The following is an 18,848-nucleotide window of genomic DNA, read 5'->3' on the forward strand; positions in this document are numbered from 1 at the left end:
AAAAACACGGCCCGGGACCGGGCTTGTGAGACTTCATTCAGCCTGCGGACAGGTTGGCCGCGTCGGGGTTACTTGAACCGCCGTTCCACGCCTTTTTCCACGAGGATCTTCGCCGAAATCTCTTCCACGGAAAAATGCGTGGAGTTGATGTGCGGGATGTTTTCGCGACGGAACAGGTTCTCCACCTCACGCACTTCGAATTCGCACTGGGCGTAGCTCGAATAGCGGCTGTTGGGTTTGCGTTCGTTGCGGATCGCGGTGAGGCGGTCCGGATCGATGGTCAGGCCGAACAGCTTGTGCTGGTGGGCGCGCAGGGCGGCCGGCAATTGCAGGCGCTCCATGTCGTCTTCGGTCAGCGGATAGTTGGCCGCGCGGATGCCGAACTGCATCGCCATGTACAGACACGTCGGCGTCTTACCACAACGCGACACCCCCACTAGTATCAGGTCGGCCTTGTCGTAATAGTGGGTGCGCGCGCCGTCGTCGTTGTCGAGGGCGAAGTTCACCGCCTCGATCCGCTCCATGTAGTTGGAGTTGTGGCCGATCGAATGAGATTTGCCGACGGTGTAGGAAGAATGCTCGGTCAGTTCCTGTTCGAGCGGGGCGAGGAACGTCGAGAAAATGTCGATCATGAAACCATTGGAGGTTGCGAGAATCTCACGGATGTCCTGATTGACGATGGTGTCGAAGATAATCGGCCGGAAACCATCGGTTTCAGCGGCTTTGTTGATTTGTTGTACCATGGCCCGCGCTTTGTCCGCGTTGTCGATGTAGGGCCGCGTGAGTTTGGTGAAGGTAATGTTTTCGAACTGCGCCAGAAGGCTTTGACCCAGGGTTTCGGCAGTAATGCCGGTGCCATCGGAGATAAAGAAAGCAGATCGTTTCATTTGCACCTTGGGCCTTAAGCTAGTGACGAATCTTGGATATGATAGGCGCGATTTGTCGGCCGCCAATGGCCCGCATTCTCACTTATTTTCCAGGTCCAGGCCATACAACCGGCCGATGCTCCCCCGAGCCGCCGGTTTCTGAGCTTTTCCAACACAGTTAGTGGAGAGATCACCTTGGTAGAGTACGTAGTTTCCCTCGATAAGCTCGGCAAACACGATGTTGAGCATGTGGGGGGCAAGAACGCATCCCTGGGCGAGATGATCAGCAACCTGGCCGGTGCCGGTGTGTCGGTCCCCGGCGGTTTCGCCACCACCGCGCAGGCCTATCGCGACTTTCTCGAGCTGAGCGGCCTCAACGACCAGATCCACAAGGCTCTCGACGCCCTGGACGTCGATGACGTCAACGCGCTGGCCAAGACCGGCGCCCAGATCCGCCAATGGATCATGGAAGCCGAATTCCCTGAAAAACTGAACACCGAGATCCGCACCGCGTTCGCCGCGCTGTCGGCCGGCAATCCCGATGTGGCCGTGGCCGTGCGTTCCTCCGCCACCGCCGAAGACCTGCCGGACGCTTCGTTCGCCGGTCAGCAGGAAACCTTCCTGAACATCCGTGGCGTGGAAAACGTCATCCGCGCGGCCAAGGAAGTGTTCGCTTCCCTGTTCAACGACCGTGCCATTTCCTACCGCGTGCACCAGGGCTTCGACCACAAACTGGTCGCCCTGTCTGCCGGCGTGCAGCGCATGGTGCGTTCGGAAACCGGCACCGCCGGCGTGATGTTCACCCTCGATACCGAATCCGGCTTCCGTGACGTGGTGTTCATCACCGGCGCCTACGGCCTGGGCGAAACCGTCGTACAAGGCGCGGTGAACCCGGACGAATTCTATGTCCACAAGGGCACGCTGGAGGCCGGTCGTCCGGCGATCCTGCGTCGCAACCTGGGCAGCAAGGCCATCAAGATGATCTACGGCGACGAGGCCAAGGCCGGTCGTTCCGTGAAGACCGTCGATGTCGACAAGGCCGACCGCGCACGTTTCTGCCTGACCGACGCTGAAGTCAGCGAACTGGCCAAGCAGGCGATGATCATCGAGAAGCACTACGGCTGCCCGATGGACATCGAATGGGCCAAGGACGGTGACGACGGCAAGCTGTACATCGTGCAGGCCCGTCCGGAAACCGTGAAGAGCCGCACCCAGGCCAACGTCATGGAACGTTACCTGCTGAAGGAAACCGGCACCGTGCTGGTGGAAGGCCGTGCCATCGGTCAGCGCATCGGCGCGGGCAAGGTGCGGATCATCCGCGACGTGTCGGAAATGGACAAAGTCCAGCCGGGCGACGTGCTGGTCTCCGACATGACCGACCCGGACTGGGAACCTGTGATGAAACGCGCCAGCGCCATCGTCACCAACCGTGGCGGCCGTACCTGCCACGCGGCGATCATCGCCCGTGAGCTGGGTATTCCTGCAGTCGTCGGTTGCGGCAACGCCACCCAGCTGCTGAAGGATGGCCAGGGCGTGACCGTGTCCTGCGCCGAAGGCGACACCGGTTACATCTTCGAAGGCGAACTGGGCTTCGACATCAAGAAGAACTCCGTGGACGCCATGCCGGAGCTGCCGTTCAAGATCATGATGAACGTCGGCAACCCTGACCGTGCCTTCGACTTCGCGCAGCTGCCGAACGCCGGTGTGGGCCTGGCTCGTCTGGAATTCATCATCAACCGCATGATCGGCGTCCACCCGAAAGCGCTGTTGAACTACGACGGCCTGCCGCAGGACATCAAGGAAAGCGTCGACAAGCGCATCGCCGGTTACGACGATCCGGTCGGCTTCTACGTCGAGAAACTGGTCGAAGGCATCAGCACCCTGGCGGCTGCGTTCGCACCGAAGAAGGTCATCGTGCGTCTGTCGGACTTCAAGTCCAACGAATACGCCAACCTGATCGGCGGCAAGCTGTACGAGCCGGAAGAAGAAAACCCGATGCTGGGCTTCCGCGGCGCTTCGCGTTACATCAGCGAATCGTTCCGTGACTGCTTCGAGCTCGAATGCCGTGCACTGAAACGTGTGCGCAACGAGATGGGCCTGACCAACGTCGAAATCATGGTGCCGTTCGTCCGTACCCTGGGCGAAGCGAGCCAGGTGGTCGATCTGCTGGCAGAAAACGGCTTGAAGCGCGGCGACAACGGCCTGCGCGTGATCATGATGTGCGAACTGCCGTCCAACGCGATCCTGGCTGAAGAATTCCTCGAATTCTTCGACGGTTTCTCGATCGGTTCCAACGACCTGACCCAGCTGACTTTGGGGCTGGACCGTGACTCCGGGATCATCGCGCACCTGTTCGACGAGCGTAATCCGGCGGTCAAGAAGCTGTTGGCCAACGCGATTGCCGCGTGCAACAAGGCCGGCAAGTACATCGGTATCTGCGGTCAGGGCCCTTCGGACCACCCGGACCTGGCCAAGTGGCTGATGGAGCAGGGCATCGAAAGCGTTTCCCTGAACCCGGACACCGTGCTGGAAACCTGGTTCTTCCTGGCCGAAGGTCAGGCGGAATAAGCCGTGAATGAAGCCCCGGCCCTCTGAACCGGGCCGGGGCTTTAAGATTTAAGTAGGGCGAGCTCTCCGGATGCCGCCCTTTTTTGTGCAAGAGCATTATGCAAAGCAGCAGCAACCTTTTTCCTGTCGCTCTGATCAGCGCCGAACGCCGTGGTGATCTGAGCGAAGACATCTACCGTTTGAAACCGGGCAATAGCCCCGACTGGTCCGTGGAAATCGCGGTGACCCGTCTCGGCATGGCCGATGAGCCGGCGACACGCGGTGTGCCGGTGATCTTGCTGCATGGCAGCTTCTCCAACCGACGTTTCTGGTTTTCCCCGAAAGGCCTGGGTCTGGGCGCTTACCTCACGCGCCTGGGCTTCGATGTTTGGATCCCGGAAATGCGTGGCCACGGCATGTCTCAGCGTAACGAGGACTACCGCCGCAACCGCGTCGCCGACTACGCCCGTTACGATCTGCCGGCCATCGCCGCGTTCGTGCGTGAACAGAGCGGGCAGATTCCGCACTGGATCGGTCATTCGCTGGGCGGCATTACGCTCGCGGCCGCGTTGGGCGGTGAATACCTCGGTGAACCGGCCGTGGCGTCGGCAGCGTTTTTTGGCACGCAGGTCAGTCGCACTTACTGGCCGCTTAAGATTCCACCGGTGGAGTGGAGCGGGCGCTTCATTCTCAAGCGCTTTGCCCAGTTGTCCGGCTCGCGGCTCAAGCGTGGCCCGGAGGACGAACCGATCGGTCTCGCGCTGGAAAGCATGCGCTGGTACGGCCTGTTCGGGCGCTTCGGTGACAAGGACAAGGATTGGTGGGCGGGTCTTGCCGACGTTCAGGTGCCGGTGTTGGCGGTGACGGCGGCCGGCGATCATCAGGATCCGGCCTGGGCCTGCCGCAAGCTGTTCGAGCAAATCGGCTCCGAGCACAAGCAATTCATCAATCTGGGGCGCGAGCAGGGCTTCAGCGAAAATTTCGGCCATGTCGAGATGCTGGTGAGCAAGGCCGCCCAGGCTGAAGTCTGGCCGCTGGTGGCGCGCTGGTTGGCGGATCAGCACACGCCATTGGTCGGCGAAAAGGTGGATCTGGCGGCGGCAGGATGAGCGGAAGGCTCTGAAAAGGGCATTTCGTTCGAGTCCGCTTGCGGCTAAGATATGACGCATTGGACGGTTCCGGTCACATTTGGTGGCTGTTTCGCTATTACGTTTCAGCTTGTGTTCAGGTTCGCTCAGCGACCATTGCATGAACTAAGGTAAACAGCGACCGCCGGATCTCGTTTCAAAAGAGTGCGACATCCTTGATCGTCTTCCTTGTTACAGGAGTTATTCGATGAACCATTACCTCACGCCTGACCTGTGCGACGCCTATCCGGAGCTGGTGCAGGTGCTGGAACCGATGTTCAGCAATTTCGGCGGCCGTGATTCCTTCGGCGGCGAAATCGTGACCATCAAATGCTTCGAAGACAACTCGCTGGTCAAGGAACAGGTCGAACTCAAGGGCAACGGCAAGGTGCTGGTGGTCGATGGCGGCGGTTCCCTGCGGCGTGCGCTGCTGGGCGACATGCTGGCCGACAAGGCCTCGAAAAACGGTTGGGAAGGGCTGGTGATCTACGGTTGCATCCGTGACGTGGATGTCATCGCCCAGACCGATCTCGGCGTGCAGGCACTGGCCAGCCACCCGATGAAGACCGACAAGCGTGGTATCGGCGACCTCAACGTGCCGGTGACTTTCGCGGGTGTCACCTTTCATCCGGGCCAATACATTTATGCGGACAACAACGGCGTGATCATCTCGCCGAGCCCGCTGAAAATGCCTGAATAAAACGCGGCAACTACCGGGGTGAGGATGTTCGAGGAAGAAAACGCGCAATGGGGGCTGGTGCATGCCCTGGTGCTGGACGGTAAAGGCGGTGCGCGTTCGATAGCCCGGACTGAACTCGACGAACTGCAGCTGCAGGCCCATGAAAGCCTGTGGCTGCACTGGGATCGCAGTCATCCGCAGACCCAGACCTGGCTGCGCAAATCCAGCGGACTCAACGAATTCACCTGCGATCTGCTGCTGGAAGAGAACACCCGCCCGCGGCTGTTGCCGTTGCCCGAATCCGAATTGCTGCTGTTTTTGCGCGGGGTCAACCTCAATCCCGGTGCCGAGCCGGAAGACATGGTCTCGGTGCGGATTTTCGCGTCGGCCCAGCGTGTGATTTCCCTGCGTCTGCGCCCATTGCGCGCCACTGATGAACTGCTGGCGATGCTGGGGGAGGGCAAGGGCCCGAAAACCTCGTCCGAACTCATTCTTTATCTGGCGCAATACCTCACCAACAAGGTGCAGGATCTGGTCACTTGCCTCTCGGAAGTGGTCGATGACGAGGAAGAAAAGCTGGATGCCGACGAACGGTATACTCCCGAGCACGGAGCGGTTTTGCACATCCGTCGCCGGGCGGCCGGACTGAAGCGTTTTCTCGCACCGCAGCGGGATATTTTCGGACAGCTGACGCGGATAAAACTGCCGTGGTTCGTCGATGACGACGCGGACTACTGGAACGAATTGAACAACAGCCTGACCCGCTATCTCGAAGAGCTCGAATTGACCCGAGAGCGCGTGGGGCTTGTGCTGGACACCGAAGACCGGCGTTTGAGCGTGCGCATGAATCGCACCATGTACCGCTTCGGGATCATCACCGGGATCTTCCTGCCGATGAGTTTTCTTACCGGCCTGCTGGGGATCAATGTCGGCGGTATTCCGCTTTCCGGAAACCCTTACGGCTTCCTGGTGGCGTGCCTGCTGATGGTTCTGGTGGCCCTCGGACAATGGTGGTTGTTCCGCCGATTGCGCTGGGTATGACGATGCATCATGTGACCCGACCAAATCTGCCCGCGTCTTTCACAGACATCACGAGAGGTGCGTATGCACGATCCGTTTGAACAGTCTTTGCGCGACATGCTCAACGCCTCGCCGTCCGGCCGCGACGACGATGCCTGCCTGGGCCGCGTACTCAAAACCGCCAACCGCCAGGTCGGCGCCGGTGATCTGTTCAGCCTGCTGGGCCGCTGGCTGCCCGCGCTGATGATCGCCCTGAACAACGGCTCGGCTCATGTCGCGCCGGTTTCCCGTCTCCGTAAACCTAACGCTCGCACTGCTGATAAGGCTGATTGAATATGGAACTTGATCTCTGGACTCAGAGCCTCGTCACGGCAATGACTGCGTTGTGGACCAAAGTCGCTAATTTCATCCCGAACCTGTTCGGCGCACTGGTGGTGCTGCTGTTGGGCTTCGTCGTGGCCAAGCTGCTGGACACCTTGCTGTCCAAGTTGCTCGCCAAACTCGGCCTCGACCGCCTGATGGGTGGCACCGGCCTGACCAAATTGATGTCCCGTGCGGGACTGCAAGTGCCGATTTCGACCCTGATCGGAAAGATCGTCTACTGGTTCGTTCTGCTGATTTTCCTGGTTTCTGCGGCAGAATCCCTTGGACTTGAGCGAGTTTCAGCTACGCTGGACATGTTGGCGCTGTATGTGCCGAAAGTTTTCGGCGCTGCGCTGGTATTGCTGGTGGGGGTATTGCTGGCGCAACTGGCCAACGGTCTGGTACGCGGTGCGGCAGAAGGCGTCGGACTGGACTACGCTTCAGGACTTGGGCGTATTGCCCAGGGCCTGGTGATCATCATCAGTATCTCGGTCGCGATCAGTCAGCTCGAGGTCAAGACCGACCTGCTGAACCATGTGATCGTCATCGTATTGATTACCGTTGGTCTGGCGGTTGCGCTGGCCATGGGTTTGGGAAGCCGGGAAATTGCCGGTCAGATTCTTGCGGGAATCTATGTGCGTGAGTTGTATCAGGTTGGGCAACAAGTGCGTGTTGGCGAGGTCGAAGGCCAGATCGAAGAGATCGGCACGGTTAAGACCACATTGCTGACCGATGAGGGTGAGCTAGTCTCTCTCTCCAATCGGATCCTGCTGGAACAGCATGTGAGTAGCCGCTAATCCGGCAAACCCTGCTAATGTATGCCGCCGCAAAATGCCAGCTGATGCTGGCAGCGGTGGACATTGACCTGACTGTCGGCACGACTTGTTTTGAATAAAGCCCAAACGCTATCCACGCGCTACGACCCCCGCGAGCTCTCTGATGAGGAGTTGGTCGCGCGCTCGCATACCGAGCTGTTTCACGTGACGCGCGCCTATGAAGAACTGATGCGGCGTTACCAGCGAACACTATTTAACGTTTGTGCGCGGTATCTTGGGAACGATCGCGACGCAGATGATGTCTGTCAGGAAGTGATGCTGAAGGTGCTGTACGGCCTGAAGAACTTCGAGGGGAAATCGAAGTTCAAGACATGGCTATATAGCATCACTTACAACGAATGCATCACGCAGTATCGGAAGGAACGGCGAAAGCGTCGCTTGATGGACGCACTGAGTCTTGACCCCCTCGAGGAAGCGTCCGAAGAAAAGGCGCCGAAACCCGAGGAGAAGGGCGGACTTGATCGCTGGCTGGTGTATGTGAACCCGATTGACCGTGAAATTCTGGTGCTACGTTTTGTCGCAGAGCTGGAATTTCAGGAGATCGCAGACATCATGCACATGGGTTTGAGTGCTACAAAAATGCGGTACAAACGTGCTCTAGATAAATTGCGTGAGAAATTTGCAGGCATTGCTGAAACTTAGTTCAGCGCAAATATCTCTTACGTGTAGGCAAGTTCTGATAGACTTGCCGCCGAGTTGTCCCCCGGTTTGCGGGACTGCTTCACAATCACCAGATGGGGATTTAACGGATGAAACTGAAAAACACCTTGGGCTTGGCCATTGGTTCTTTGATTGCCGCTACTTCGTTCGGCGCACTGGCACAAGGCCAAGGCGCAGTTGAAGGCGAACTGTTCTACAAGAAGCAGTACAACGACAGCGTTAACCATGTCGAAGACGGCTTCAACCCAGGCGCCTCTATCGGTTACTTCTTGACCGACGACGTATCGTTGAACTTGACCTACGACAAGAACAACCACACCCGTTCGAACGACGGCACCGGCAGCCAGAAGCTGGGTGGCGACAACTTCGGTCTGAACGCTCAGTACCACTTCAACAACGCTGGTGACGCTCTGCGTCCTTACGTTGCTGGCGGTGTGAAGCACGGCAGCCTGACCAACGTAGCCGCTGACGGCCACACCGGTCGCGATCAGTCGACCTACCTGACTGCTGGCGCTGGCGTTAAGTACTACTTCGCTGAAAACTTCTACGCCCGTGCTGGTGTAGACGCTGACTACAAACTGGACAACGGTCGCTGGAACTACGCTCCAGTAATCGGTCTGGGCGTGAACTTCGGTGGCGGCAACAAGCCTGCTGCTGCTCCAGTTCCAGCACCAGCTGAAGTCTGCTCCGACAGCGACAACGATGGCGTTTGCGACAACGTTGACAAGTGCCCGAACACCCCAGCCAACGTAACTGTTGACGCTGATGGCTGCCCGGCAGTTGCTGAAGTTGTTCGTGTAGAGCTGGACGTGAAGTTCGACTTCGACAAGTCGGTCGTCAAGCCAAACAGCTACGCTGACATCAAGAACCTGGCTGACTTCATGAAGCAGTACCCATCGACTCACACCACTGTTGAAGGTCACACTGACTCCGTCGGTCCTGACGCTTACAACCAGAAACTGTCCGAGCGTCGTGCAAACGCCGTTAAGCAAGTTCTGGTTAACCAGTACGGTGTTGAATCGTCCCGCGTTCAGTCGATTGGCTACGGCGAAACCCGTCCAGTTGCTGACAACAAAACCGAAGCTGGCCGCGCCGTTAACCGTCGCGTAGAAGCTCAGGTTGAAGCTCAAGCTAAGTAATTAGCTCGCTGCTTTGAGAAAAGCCCGGCTTATGCCGGGCTTTTCTTTGTCTGCGATTTGGTAAAAACCAGATGATCAGGCTGACTGATCGGCTGGCCAGGCGAGCAAACCGGGTCGGGCCGCAGAGGCTGCCACCGCACCAATCACCAGAATGGCCGGACTCTTGAGCTGGAACCTGCTGGCCGCTTCCTCCATCCCCGTCAGATCGCTCCGGCATTCCCGTTGCTGCGGCAGGGAGGCGTTCTCGATCATCGCCACCGGCGTCTCCACCGCCATCCCGCCTGCCAGCAATTGCTCGCGAATCTCGCTGAGCCTGGCCACTCCCATGTAGATCACCAGCGTCGTGCCGCTTTGCGCCAGAGCCTGCCAGTTCAATTGGCTGTCGTCCTGGGTGTGCGCGGTGACCAGCGTTACACCCCGTGCCACGCCGCGCAAAGTCAGCGGAATATCACACTGCGTCGCCCCGGCCAGCCCGGCAGTGATGCCATTGACCAACTCCACTTCAACCCCGCGCTCATGCAGCCACTGCGCTTCCTCGCCGCCACGGCCGAAGATGCAGGGATCGCCGCCCTTGAGGCGAACCACGCATTTACCCTGACGCGCATAACGCAGCATCAGCCGATGAATGAATGCCTGAGGCGTCGAGCGGCAGCCGCCTCGCTTGCCGACCGGAATGATCCGCGCGCCAGGGCAGTGCTCCAGCACTGCGTCATTGACCAGATCGTCGATCAGCACCACATCCGCTTCGTGCAGGGCACGCACGGCTTTGAGCGTCAGCAATTCAGGGTCGCCAGGACCTGCGCCCACCAGCCAGACTTTTGCGTTCATGGTGTTTTCCTCTTCAGATAACGGCGACCGGCCGTGCTTCGGCGGCCAGCAAACGCTTGATTTCCGGGACGCAGGAACCGCATTGCGTGCCGCAGCCCAGTGTGTTTTTCAAACCCTGCAAATCCAGACCTTCACGAATCCCGGCGCAGACCGCGCTATGGCTGACGTTCCTGCAATTGCACAAGGTCTTGTCGGCAACGCTTTGCACGCCGGCATTACCCGGCGGCGCGCTCATCGGCGCCAGCAGCCAGCGCCGCAGTTGTTCATCTGCGCGGCCCTCCAGCCACAGGCCTTGCAGCCAATGCTGGGCGAGGGTCTCGCCAGCGAGGCGGATCGCCGTGATTCGCCCGCTCTCGATGCGTACCCGTTTGCCGATGGCCCGGCGCGGATCGTCATAGGCCAGCACCGGGCCTTCGATCAGGGCCAGGCACTGATCGATTTCGCGCAGCAATTGCGGATCCGGTGCGGCGGCGCTGGCAGCGCGTATCAGCAACGCCGGACGCTCGCGACCGACAAGGCTGAGGCTGACGTAGGAAAACGCCTCACACAGCGGTCGAAGCGCCTCAAAGTGCCGTTGAACATCGCCCTCGATCAGTGCGAAAAGCTGCCAGGGCAGATTCACCGGCTCCAGGCGTACACCGCTGTGCTTGAGTTCCGGTTGTTTCGACAAGGGATCGAATGCGGGCAGGGTCAGGCAATTCACGCCGCCCTTGAGGAAACGATCGCCCCAGTGCATTGGCAGAAACGCCTGGCCCGGACGCACGCTGTCATCGCTGGCGACTGCCACGATTACCGCGCCCCGACGACTTTTCAGATTCACCAGATCCCCCGGTTGCAAACGGTGCCGGCGCAATTCGTCCGGGTGCAGACTCAGCACGGCTTCGCTGACATGCCCGAACAGCTGCGCCGCTGTGCCGGTGCGGCTCATACCGTGCCATTGATCACGCAGGCGACCGGTGATCAGGGTCAGTGGAAAGCGTGCGTCGCGTTGTTCCTTGGCCGCACGGTAAGGATCGGCAATGAACTGCGCGCGACCGCTGGACGTAGGAAATACGCCGTCGCCGTACAGCCGTGGCGTGCCTTGCCGGGCGCCCTGAGGAAACGGCCATTGCTGCGGCCCGATTTCGTCGAGCAATTCATGACTGATTCCGGAGAGGTCCAGATCGCGGCCACGGGTCAGTGCTTTGAATTCATCGAACAATTGCGCAGGGCGATCAAACGCAAACAGGCTCGGCTGTTGCGGGCGCAGACGTTTTTCCAGGCGTTGTGCGAAATCCACCGTGATCGCCCAGTCCGGTCGCGCTTCACCCGGTGCGGCAATGGCTTTGCGGACGTGGGAAATGCGCCGCTCGGAGTTGGTCACCGAGCCTTCCTTCTCACCCCAACTGGCCGCCGGCAACAGCAGGTTGGCAAACGCTGCGGTTTCGGTGGTGCGAAATGCTTCCTGCAATACCACGAAGGGGCAGGCGTCCAGCGCTGCGCGCACGGCGTTCTGGTCCGGCATCGATTGCGCCGGGTTGGTGCAGGCAATCCACAACGCCTTGATCTTGCCGTTGCGCACCTGTTCAAACAGCTCAATGGCGCTGAGACCGGTGTTTTCCGGTAGCGAATCCACGCCCCAATACGCCGCCACTTCTGCGCGGTGCTCCGGGTTGGCAGCCTCACGATGACCGGGCAACAGGTTGGAGAGGCTGCCGGTTTCCCGCCCGCCCATGGCATTCGGCTGACCGGTCAGGGAGAAAGGTCCTGCACCGGGCCGGCCGATTTGCCCGGTGGCCAGGTGCAGATTGATCAGGGCGCTGTTCTTCGCGCTGCCGGCGGTGGACTGATTCAGGCCCATGCACCACAGCGACAGAAAGCTCGGCGCGGTGCCGACCCATTCGGCGCATTGCTGCAGCTGCTCGACGCTGATTCCGCACAACTGCGAAACCATGGCCGGCGTGTAATCGCGCACCAGGCTTTTCAGCTCGGCGAGGCCTTCGGTGTGAGCCTGGATGAAGTCGCGGTCGATCCAGTCTTCCCACAACAACAGATGCAAAATCCCATGGAACAAAGCGACATCGGTGCCCGGCAGAATGGCCAGATGCAGGTCGGCGAGGTCGCAAGTGTCGGTGCGTCGAGGGTCGATGACGATGACTTTCATCTGCGGGCGGCGGGATTTGGCTTCTTCGAGGCGGCGGAAAAGTACCGGATGGGCGTAGGCCATGTTGCTGCCGACGATCATCACGCAGTCGCTCAGCTCCAGGTCTTCATAGCTGCACGGTGGTGCGTCGGCGCCGAGGCTGCGCTTGTAGCCGACCACTGCCGAAGACATGCAAAGCCGCGAGTTGCTGTCGATGTTATTGGTGCCGACCAGCGCCCGCGCCAGTTTGTTGAAGGCGTAGTAGTCCTCGGTCAGCAACTGCCCGGAGATGTAGAACGCCACGCTGTCCGGGCCATGTTCGGCGATGGTTTCGGCGAACACATTGGCGGCGTGTTCCAGCGCGGTGTCCCAGTCGCAGCGGCTGCGCGCAAGGCCTTTGCCCAGGCGCAATTCCGGGTACAACGCCCGCGCCGCCAGATCGCCGGTCAGGTGCAGGGTCGAGCCCTTGCTGCACAATTTGCCGAAGTTGGCCGGGTGCGCCGGATCGCCGCTGACGCCGAGGATGCGCTCGCCGTCATGCTCAATCAGCACGCCGCAGCCGACCCCGCAATAACAGCAGGTCGAGGCGGTCGTCTGGCGGTTCATCAGACGGCGTCCCGCAGGGCCAGTTGTACACGGCCGTTTTCGACCCGGGCCGGGTGATGGTGCGCGCAACCGACGTCCGGCGCCTGGGCTTCGCCGGATTGCAGGTCGATCTGCCAGTTGTGCAGCGGGCAGGCTACGCGCTTGCCATAGATCAGGCCCTGTGACAACGGGCCGCCCTTGTGCGGGCAGCGGTCGTCGAGTGCGAAAACTTCGTCGTCGCTTGTGCGAAAGATCGCTATGTCACCTTTGGGCCCGGCGATGATCCGCGAACCGAGGGCATTGATCTCTTCCAGGGCACAGATATCGAGCCAGTTCATGCCGGCACCTCCAGGTTTTTCACGGGAATTACGTCGAACTCTTTCTTCAGTTGCGGCTGGGCGAGGCGTTCTTTCCACGGGTCCTGTTCGAACGAGAGGGAAAATTGCAGGCGCTCGTTCAGGGCCTTGCGGCGCTCGGGATCTTCCAGCACGGCTTTCTTGATGTGCTCCATACCGACCCGTTGCAGGTAGTGCACGGTGCGTTCGAGGTAGAAGGCTTCTTCGCGGTACAGCTGCAGGAATGCGCCGTTGTATTCGCGCACTTCCTCGGCGGTCTTGAGCTTGACGAAGAACTCGGCGACTTCGGTCTTGATCCCGCCGTTGCCACCGATGTACATCTCCCAGCCGGAATCGACGCCGATGATTCCTACGTCTTTAATCCCCGCTTCCGAACAGTTGCGTGGACATCCGGAGACCGCCAGCTTCACTTTGTGCGGCGACCACATGTTGAACAAGTCATGTTCGAGGTCGATGCCCAACTGAGTCGAATTCTGTGTGCCGAAGCGGCAGAACTCGCTGCCGACGCAGGTTTTCACGGTGCGGATGGATTTGCCGTAGGCGTGACCGGACGGCATGTCGAGGTCTTTCCACACACCGGGCAGGTCCTGTTTCTTGATCCCCAGCAAGTCGATGCGCTGGCCGCCGGTGACCTTGACCATCGGCACCTGATATTTGTCCGCTACGTCGGCGATCCGTCGTAGTTCCGAGGGGTTGGTCACGCCGCCCCACATCCGTGGCACCACCGAGTAGGTGCCGTCCTTCTGGATGTTGGCGTGGGCCCGTTCGTTGATCAGGCGCGACTGCGGATCGTCCTTGGCCTCACCGGGCCAGGTGGAAATCAGGTAGTAGTTGAGGGCCGGGCGGCAGGTGGCGCAGCCGTTCGGGGTGCGCCAGTTGAGGTAGCTCATGGTGCTGGCGATGGTCAGCAGGTGCTGCTCGCGGATGGCCTGGCGGATCTGGCCATGGTTGAGGTCGCTGCAGCCGCAGATGGCTTTTTCGCTTTTCGGTTTGACGTCCGCCGCGCCGCCGACGGTGTTGATCAGGATCTGCTCGACCAGCCCGGCGCAGGAGCCGCAGGAGCTGGCCGCCTTGGTGTGTTTCTTCACCTCATCTACGCTGAACAGGCCGTGTTCCTGAATCGCCTTGACGATGGTGCCCTTGCACACGCCGTTGCAGCCGCAGACTTCGGCGTTGTCGGCCATGCTCATGGCTTTGTCCTGGCCTTGATGTCCTACGTCGCCTAAAGCGTTTTCTCCAAACATCAGGTGATCGCGGATCTCGCCGATGGCGTGATTCTCACGAATCTGCCGGAAATACCAACCGCCATCTGCCGTATCGCCGTACAGACAGGCGCCGACCAGCACGTCATCCTTGATCACCAGTTTTTTGTACACCCCGCCGATCGGGTCGGAGAGGGTGATGGTCTCGGTGCCTTCGCCGCCCATGAAATCGCCAGCGGAAAACAGGTCGATGCCGGTGACTTTCAATTTGGTCGAAGTCACCGAGCCCTGATAACGGGCAAAGCCCAGTTGCGCCAGGTGGTTGGCGCAGACCTTGGCCTGTTCGAACAGCGGCGCCACCAGGCCGTAGGCAATGCCACGGTGGCTGGCGCATTCGCCGATGGCATAGATGCGCGGGTCGTAGGTTTGCAGGGTGTCGTTGACCAGAATCCCGCGATTGCACGGGATGCCGGCCTTTTCCGCCAGTTCGGTATTGGGGCGGATACCGGCGGCCATGACGACGAGATCGGCAGGAATGATGTCGCCGTTCTTGAATTGCACCGAGCCGACCCGGCCGTTGCCGGCGTCGTGCAGGGCCTGGGTCTGTTCGCACAGGCGAAAGTGCAGGCCACGGGATTCGAGGGCGGTTTGCAGGAGCTGGCCGCTGGTCTTGTCCAGTTGCCGCTCCAGCAGCCATTCGCCGAGGTGCACCACGGTGACGTGCATGCCGCGCAGCATCAGGCCGTTGGCCGCTTCGAGGCCGAGCAGGCCACCGCCGATCACCACGGCGTGCTTGTGGATCTTGGCGGTGTCGATCATCGCCTGGGTGTCGGCGATGTCGCGGTAACCGATCACGCCCTGCAAGGTGTTGCCGGGGATCGGCAGGATGAACGGGGTCGAGCCGGTGGCGATCAGCAGGCGATCGTATTCGGCTTCGGTGCCGTCCTCGGCGATCACCCGGCGCTTGACTCGGTCGATCTCCACCACTTTGCGGTTGAGCAGCAATTTGATGCCGTTTTCCAGGTACCAGTCGAGGTCGTTGAGCACGATCTCTTCGAAGGTCTGCTCGCCGGCCAGTACCGGTGACAGCAGGATGCGGTTGTAGTTGGTGTGGGGTTCGGCGCCGAAGACCGTGATGTCGTAAAGCTCGTTGCTCAGCTTGAGCAGTTCTTCCAGGGTACGGACCCCGGCCATGCCATTGCCGATCATCACCAGTTTGAGTTTTTTCATCAGGTTCTCCGGGGAGCTTCGGGCTTGCCTCTTGTGGGCAGTCAGGCCTTGCTCGACAAAAATGGCGCAAACAAAAAAGGCGTCCCGCCAGTTACCTAGCGAGGACGCCTTTGTCCTTGTCCCGTACTCTCGGGAAGCCTGGCCTTCGTCGTTGAAGGTCGGGCTTTATGTCAGTTGAAAACGATAATGCAGTGGTTGTGCCAAGTCGCGGTGAGCCCCGAATTCACTGGGATAGTTATGGAATTGGCCAGATGTTCATTGTGGTTTTTGCACTGAATGGAAGCGGCACGCCCGTTAATGGAGCGCTGGATTAGCCATGAAACAACAGAAACATCAGCACCAGATTGCCCAGCAGCGCCAGCAACGCCAATGTTCGCCAGACCTTAAGCGGCTCCCGTTCAAGCAAGGGGCGAGGGCGTACATTCAGGCTGCGGCGCTCACCCTGTTCCAGCGTCAGCAGCCATTCCTCGGCGGTTTCATAGCGTTGCAAAGGATCGGCCGAGACGCCACGTTCCAGACACTGCGCCAGCCATTCCGGCAGATCCGGCCGGTAACGAGCCGCACTTACCGGCACCCCGAAACGCGGACGCTGAAAGGCTTCGATTTCTCCGTAGGGGAAATGCCCGGTGAGCAGGAAATACAACGTCACGCCCACCGCATACAGATCCTGACGAGCCTCGGGCGCATCACCCCGAAAAGACTCCGGGGCGATATAACTCGGGGTTCCCGGCAGCGTCGACGGCGTGTCCTGCGACAGGCCGGGGCAATAGGCCAGACCGAAATCCAGCAGACGCAACTCGCCGTCGTCCCCCAGCAGCAGGTTTTCCGGTTTGATGTCGCGGTGCAGGATCTGCCGCCGATGCAGCAGACCGACGGCCCGTAACAGGCGTTCGGCCACATCCTGCCACTGAGCCAGCGGCAGTGGGCCGGTTCGCTCGAACAACTGCGCCAATGTAATTCCCGAATATTCACGCATCACGTAGTACAAATGCTGACGCTGACTGCCGCCATGGACTTCAGGGAAATGTCGCCCGGCCACACGTTTGAGAAACCATTCCTCCGCCAGCAATGCCTGGCCTGCGTGGGCATCGTCCGCCAGCCGTGTGGGCAAGGTCTTCAACAGCCACACCTGGCCTTGGTTATCGAGGATGCGATACAGCAGCGATTGCTGGCTCTGGCCGACGATGCCTTGCACCTGCCAGCCTTCGAAGGTCTGGCCCGGTTTGAGCGTCGGGGGCAGCGGCCATTGCTGCAACTGGATCAGCGCATCGCCGATGCTCGCTTCCCCCACGGCATCCACCCGCACCAGCAGGGCGCTGGCGTTGTCCTGGCTGCCGGCCAGATGCGCGGCGTTGACCAGCGTTTGTGCCGCACTGTGCAGATCCGGTTGATCGCGCAGGATTCCGGCGATGGCCGTGTCGCCAAGCACGGCCCAGACACCGTCGCTGAGCAGCACGAAGCTTTCGCCCTCACACAGCTCACCGTCGAGAAAATCCAGCACCAGATGCTGATCCAGGCCCAGTGCACGCTTGAGCACGTGCTGCATGCCCGGCTGCTCCCAGACGTGATCCTCGGTGATCCGCTGCAGGGTGTCGGCGTGCCAGCGATAGACCCGACAATCCCCCACATGCGCCAGCGTGAAGCGTCTGCCGCGCAGGACCAGCGCGCTGACGGTGGTAAGCAACGGCTGGCCACCGCCATTGGCTTGCAGCCAGCGATTTTGCGCGAGCAGCAGGCGATCCAGCGCCTGGGCCGCGCTCCAGGTTTGCGGGGTGGCGTAGTAGTCCAGCGCCAGCGCCTGCAAGGTCGAGCGCGCAGCCAGACCGCCATCGGCGCACTGGCTGACACCGTCGGCGATGGCGAACAGAAACCCCTTGCTGGCGGCCAGCGCCGGGGCCGGCGTGACCAGGCGCAAGGCGTCCTGATTTTCCGCGCGTGGTCCGGTGGCGCTGGCTTCAGCGAAGCTCAGTTGCAGAGCCATGCGGGCCTCAGACCCGGGCAGCGGTCACGGCCGCCGAACCCCAGGTGGTTCTCCAGCGGCGTTTGACCCCGTGCAGGCCGAACCACGCCAGCACGCCAAGGCTGGCGAACAACCACAGGGCCAGTTGATAACTGCCGGTGCTCTGTTTGATCGCACCCATGCCGGCCGCCAGGGCAAACCCGCCGATGCCGCCGGCCATGCCGATCAGTCCGGTCATCACGCCGATTTCGCGACGGAAACGTTGCGGCACCAGTTGGAACACCGCGCCGTTACCCGCGCCGAGACCGAGCATGGTGCAGACGAACAGTGCCAGCGCCGCGTAGGAACTGGGCAGGTTGAAGCCGACAGCCGCGATGCAGACCGCCGCCACCGTATACATCGCCAGCAATGTGCGAATCCCGCCGAATCGATCGGCCAGCGCGCCGCCCAGCGGGCGCATCAGGCTGCCGCCGAACACGCAGGCGGCGGTGTAGTAACCAGCGGTGACCGGGCTCAAGCCGTATTGATCGTTGAAGTAGCCGGGCAGGGCGCTGGCCAGGCCGATGAAGCCGCCGAAGGTGACGCTGTAGAAAAACATGAACCACCAACTGTCGCGGTCGCCCAGAGCCTTGAAGTAGTCGGCCATGGATTTGGCTTTTGGTCGCTCCGGGGCGTTTTTCGCCAGCCACGCAAACAGCACCAGTGTCAGGATCAGTGGGATGAGGGCGAAACCGAACACATTGCTCCAGCCGAACGCCGCTGCCAGTACCGGAGCGATCAGTGCCGCGAACACGGTGCCGGAATTGCCGGCCCCCGCGATTCCCATCGCCTTGCCCTGATGCTCGGGCGGATACCACTGAGAGGCCAGCGGCAGCGCTACGGCGAACGAAGCGCCGGCCATGCCGAGGAACAGGCCGAGCAACAAGGCTTGTTCGTAGCTGTGGATGCCAAGTTTCCAGGCACCGAACAGCGCGCCAATCACGATCACCTGACCGATCAGGCCGGCGGTTTTCGGCGACAGGCGATCGGCGAGCATGCCCATCGCAAAGCGCAATACGGCGCCGGCCAGAATCGGCGTGGCCACCACAAGACCGCGCTGTTGGGTGGTCAGGTGCAGGTCGGCGGCGATCTGCACCGCCAGCGGGCCAAGCAGGTACCAGACCATGAAGCTCAGGTCGAAATACAGGAAGGCCGCGAACAGGGTCGGGGTGTGGCCGGATTTCCAGAAGCTTTTATTCATCGCGCACCTCAGCGGTAGAGAATCTCGAGAAGGAGTCAGAACCAGCACAGTGGGGCGCCGCCACGGCCGCACCACCGGCCCCGGTCAA

General features: G+C 60.7%; 15 protein-coding genes. 8 read left to right on the forward strand and 7 right to left on the reverse strand.

The features are described from left to right. Positions 1-68: 68 nt before the first annotated feature. Entirely contained in the window at positions 69-887 is an 819-nt protein-coding gene (locus M5B44_RS26520) for a pyruvate, water dikinase regulatory protein (RefSeq protein WP_085711899.1), read from the reverse strand. A 174-nt stretch (positions 888-1,061) separates the two neighbouring features. Here M5B44_RS26520 and ppsA point away from each other — a divergent pair, with 174 nt between their 5' ends. The 8 genes from ppsA (at position 1,062) to M5B44_RS26560 (ending at position 9,237) form a co-directional block, all read left to right on the forward strand. After that, the gene (gene ppsA / locus M5B44_RS26525; RefSeq protein ID WP_085711900.1) at positions 1,062-3,434 is read left to right on the forward strand and encodes a phosphoenolpyruvate synthase; all 2,373 of its coding nucleotides are present in this window, start codon (positions 1,062-1,064) and stop codon (positions 3,432-3,434) included. 98 nt (positions 3,435-3,532) lie between these two features. Next, a complete protein-coding gene (locus M5B44_RS26530; RefSeq protein WP_248741044.1) occupies positions 3,533-4,522 on the forward strand; it encodes an alpha/beta fold hydrolase in 990 nt (329 codons plus the stop codon). 226 nt (positions 4,523-4,748) lie between these two features. Beyond that, positions 4,749-5,240 (forward strand): ribonuclease E activity regulator RraA, encoded by a 492-nt coding sequence (gene rraA, locus M5B44_RS26535; protein WP_085711902.1) that lies wholly within the window; start codon positions 4,749-4,751, stop codon positions 5,238-5,240. A 24-nt stretch (positions 5,241-5,264) separates the two neighbouring features. Further along, positions 5,265-6,260: a zinc transporter ZntB gene (locus tag M5B44_RS26540; RefSeq protein ID WP_248741045.1), complete on the forward strand. Its 996-nt coding sequence runs from the start codon at positions 5,265-5,267 to the stop codon at positions 6,258-6,260. Between the two features lie 63 nt (positions 6,261-6,323). Continuing rightward, positions 6,324-6,572, forward strand: coding sequence for a CrfX protein (locus M5B44_RS26545; protein ID WP_065259737.1), 249 nt, complete (start codon positions 6,324-6,326; stop codon positions 6,570-6,572). 2 nt (positions 6,573-6,574) lie between these two features. Next, positions 6,575-7,399 (forward strand): mechanosensitive ion channel family protein, encoded by an 825-nt coding sequence (locus M5B44_RS26550; RefSeq protein WP_065259736.1) that lies wholly within the window; start codon positions 6,575-6,577, stop codon positions 7,397-7,399. Between the two features lie 90 nt (positions 7,400-7,489). Beyond that, positions 7,490-8,080: an RNA polymerase sigma factor SigX gene (sigX, locus tag M5B44_RS26555; RefSeq protein ID WP_011333251.1), complete on the forward strand. Its 591-nt coding sequence runs from the start codon at positions 7,490-7,492 to the stop codon at positions 8,078-8,080. A 107-nt stretch (positions 8,081-8,187) separates the two neighbouring features. Continuing rightward, positions 8,188-9,237 carry an OmpA family protein gene (locus tag M5B44_RS26560; protein ID WP_248741046.1) on the forward strand — a complete coding sequence of 350 codons (1,050 nt, stop codon included), beginning with the start codon at positions 8,188-8,190 and terminating at the stop codon, positions 9,235-9,237. A 75-nt stretch (positions 9,238-9,312) separates the two neighbouring features. Here the strand turns inward: M5B44_RS26560 and cobA are convergent, their stop codons facing one another. From cobA to M5B44_RS26590, 6 genes are all read right to left on the reverse strand, one after another. After that, complete coding sequence (gene cobA, locus M5B44_RS26565) at positions 9,313-10,065, reverse strand: uroporphyrinogen-III C-methyltransferase (protein WP_248741047.1); 753 nt, start codon at positions 10,063-10,065, stop codon at positions 9,313-9,315. A gap of 13 nt (positions 10,066-10,078) precedes the next feature. Further along, positions 10,079-12,793 carry a nitrate reductase gene (locus M5B44_RS26570; RefSeq protein ID WP_248741048.1) on the reverse strand — a complete coding sequence of 905 codons (2,715 nt, stop codon included), beginning with the start codon at positions 12,791-12,793 and terminating at the stop codon, positions 10,079-10,081. Beyond that, a complete protein-coding gene (gene nirD / locus M5B44_RS26575) occupies positions 12,793-13,110 on the reverse strand; it encodes a nitrite reductase small subunit NirD (RefSeq protein ID WP_007951992.1) in 318 nt (105 codons plus the stop codon). The genes M5B44_RS26570 and nirD overlap by 1 nt, the downstream gene beginning before the upstream one ends. After that, on the reverse strand, positions 13,107-15,560 hold the full coding sequence (gene nirB / locus M5B44_RS26580; RefSeq protein ID WP_248741049.1) for a nitrite reductase large subunit NirB: 2,454 nt from the start codon (positions 15,558-15,560) through the stop codon (positions 13,107-13,109). The genes nirD and nirB overlap by 4 nt, the downstream gene beginning before the upstream one ends. 310 nt (positions 15,561-15,870) lie before the next feature. Next, entirely contained in the window at positions 15,871-17,541 is a 1,671-nt protein-coding gene (locus tag M5B44_RS26585; RefSeq protein WP_248741050.1) for a bifunctional protein-serine/threonine kinase/phosphatase, read from the reverse strand. 7 nt (positions 17,542-17,548) lie between these two features. Next, positions 17,549-18,760, reverse strand: coding sequence for a nitrate/nitrite transporter (locus tag M5B44_RS26590; RefSeq protein WP_248741051.1), 1,212 nt, complete (start codon positions 18,758-18,760; stop codon positions 17,549-17,551). Positions 18,761-18,848: the final 88 nt, after the last annotated feature.

The organism is Pseudomonas sp. MWU12-2029, from assembly GCF_023242425.1.
Lineage (GTDB): Bacteria > Pseudomonadota > Gammaproteobacteria > Pseudomonadales > Pseudomonadaceae > Aquipseudomonas > Aquipseudomonas kribbensis.

Excerpts from the sequence above, each read along its gene's own strand:
- M5B44_RS26520 (WP_085711899.1), bottom strand. The coding sequence starts at position 887 with ATGAAACGATCTGCTTTCTTTATCTCCGATGGCACCGGCATTACTGCC.
- M5B44_RS26530 (WP_248741044.1), top strand. The coding sequence starts at position 3,533 with ATGCAAAGCAGCAGCAACCTTTTTCCTGTCGCTCTGATCAGCGCCGAA.
- rraA (WP_085711902.1), top strand. The coding sequence starts at position 4,749 with ATGAACCATTACCTCACGCCTGACCTGTGCGACGCCTATCCGGAGCTG.
- M5B44_RS26540 (WP_248741045.1), top strand. The coding sequence starts at position 5,265 with ATGTTCGAGGAAGAAAACGCGCAATGGGGGCTGGTGCATGCCCTGGTG.
- M5B44_RS26545 (WP_065259737.1), top strand. The coding sequence starts at position 6,324 with ATGCACGATCCGTTTGAACAGTCTTTGCGCGACATGCTCAACGCCTCG.
- M5B44_RS26550 (WP_065259736.1), top strand. The coding sequence starts at position 6,575 with ATGGAACTTGATCTCTGGACTCAGAGCCTCGTCACGGCAATGACTGCG.
- M5B44_RS26560 (WP_248741046.1), top strand. The coding sequence starts at position 8,188 with ATGAAACTGAAAAACACCTTGGGCTTGGCCATTGGTTCTTTGATTGCC.
- cobA (WP_248741047.1), bottom strand. The coding sequence starts at position 10,065 with ATGAACGCAAAAGTCTGGCTGGTGGGCGCAGGTCCTGGCGACCCTGAA.
- M5B44_RS26570 (WP_248741048.1), bottom strand. The coding sequence starts at position 12,793 with ATGAACCGCCAGACGACCGCCTCGACCTGCTGTTATTGCGGGGTCGGC.
- nirD (WP_007951992.1), bottom strand. The coding sequence starts at position 13,110 with ATGAACTGGCTCGATATCTGTGCCCTGGAAGAGATCAATGCCCTCGGT.
- nirB (WP_248741049.1), bottom strand. The coding sequence starts at position 15,560 with ATGAAAAAACTCAAACTGGTGATGATCGGCAATGGCATGGCCGGGGTC.
- M5B44_RS26585 (WP_248741050.1), bottom strand. The coding sequence starts at position 17,541 with ATGGCTCTGCAACTGAGCTTCGCTGAAGCCAGCGCCACCGGACCACGC.
- M5B44_RS26590 (WP_248741051.1), bottom strand. The coding sequence starts at position 18,760 with ATGAATAAAAGCTTCTGGAAATCCGGCCACACCCCGACCCTGTTCGCG.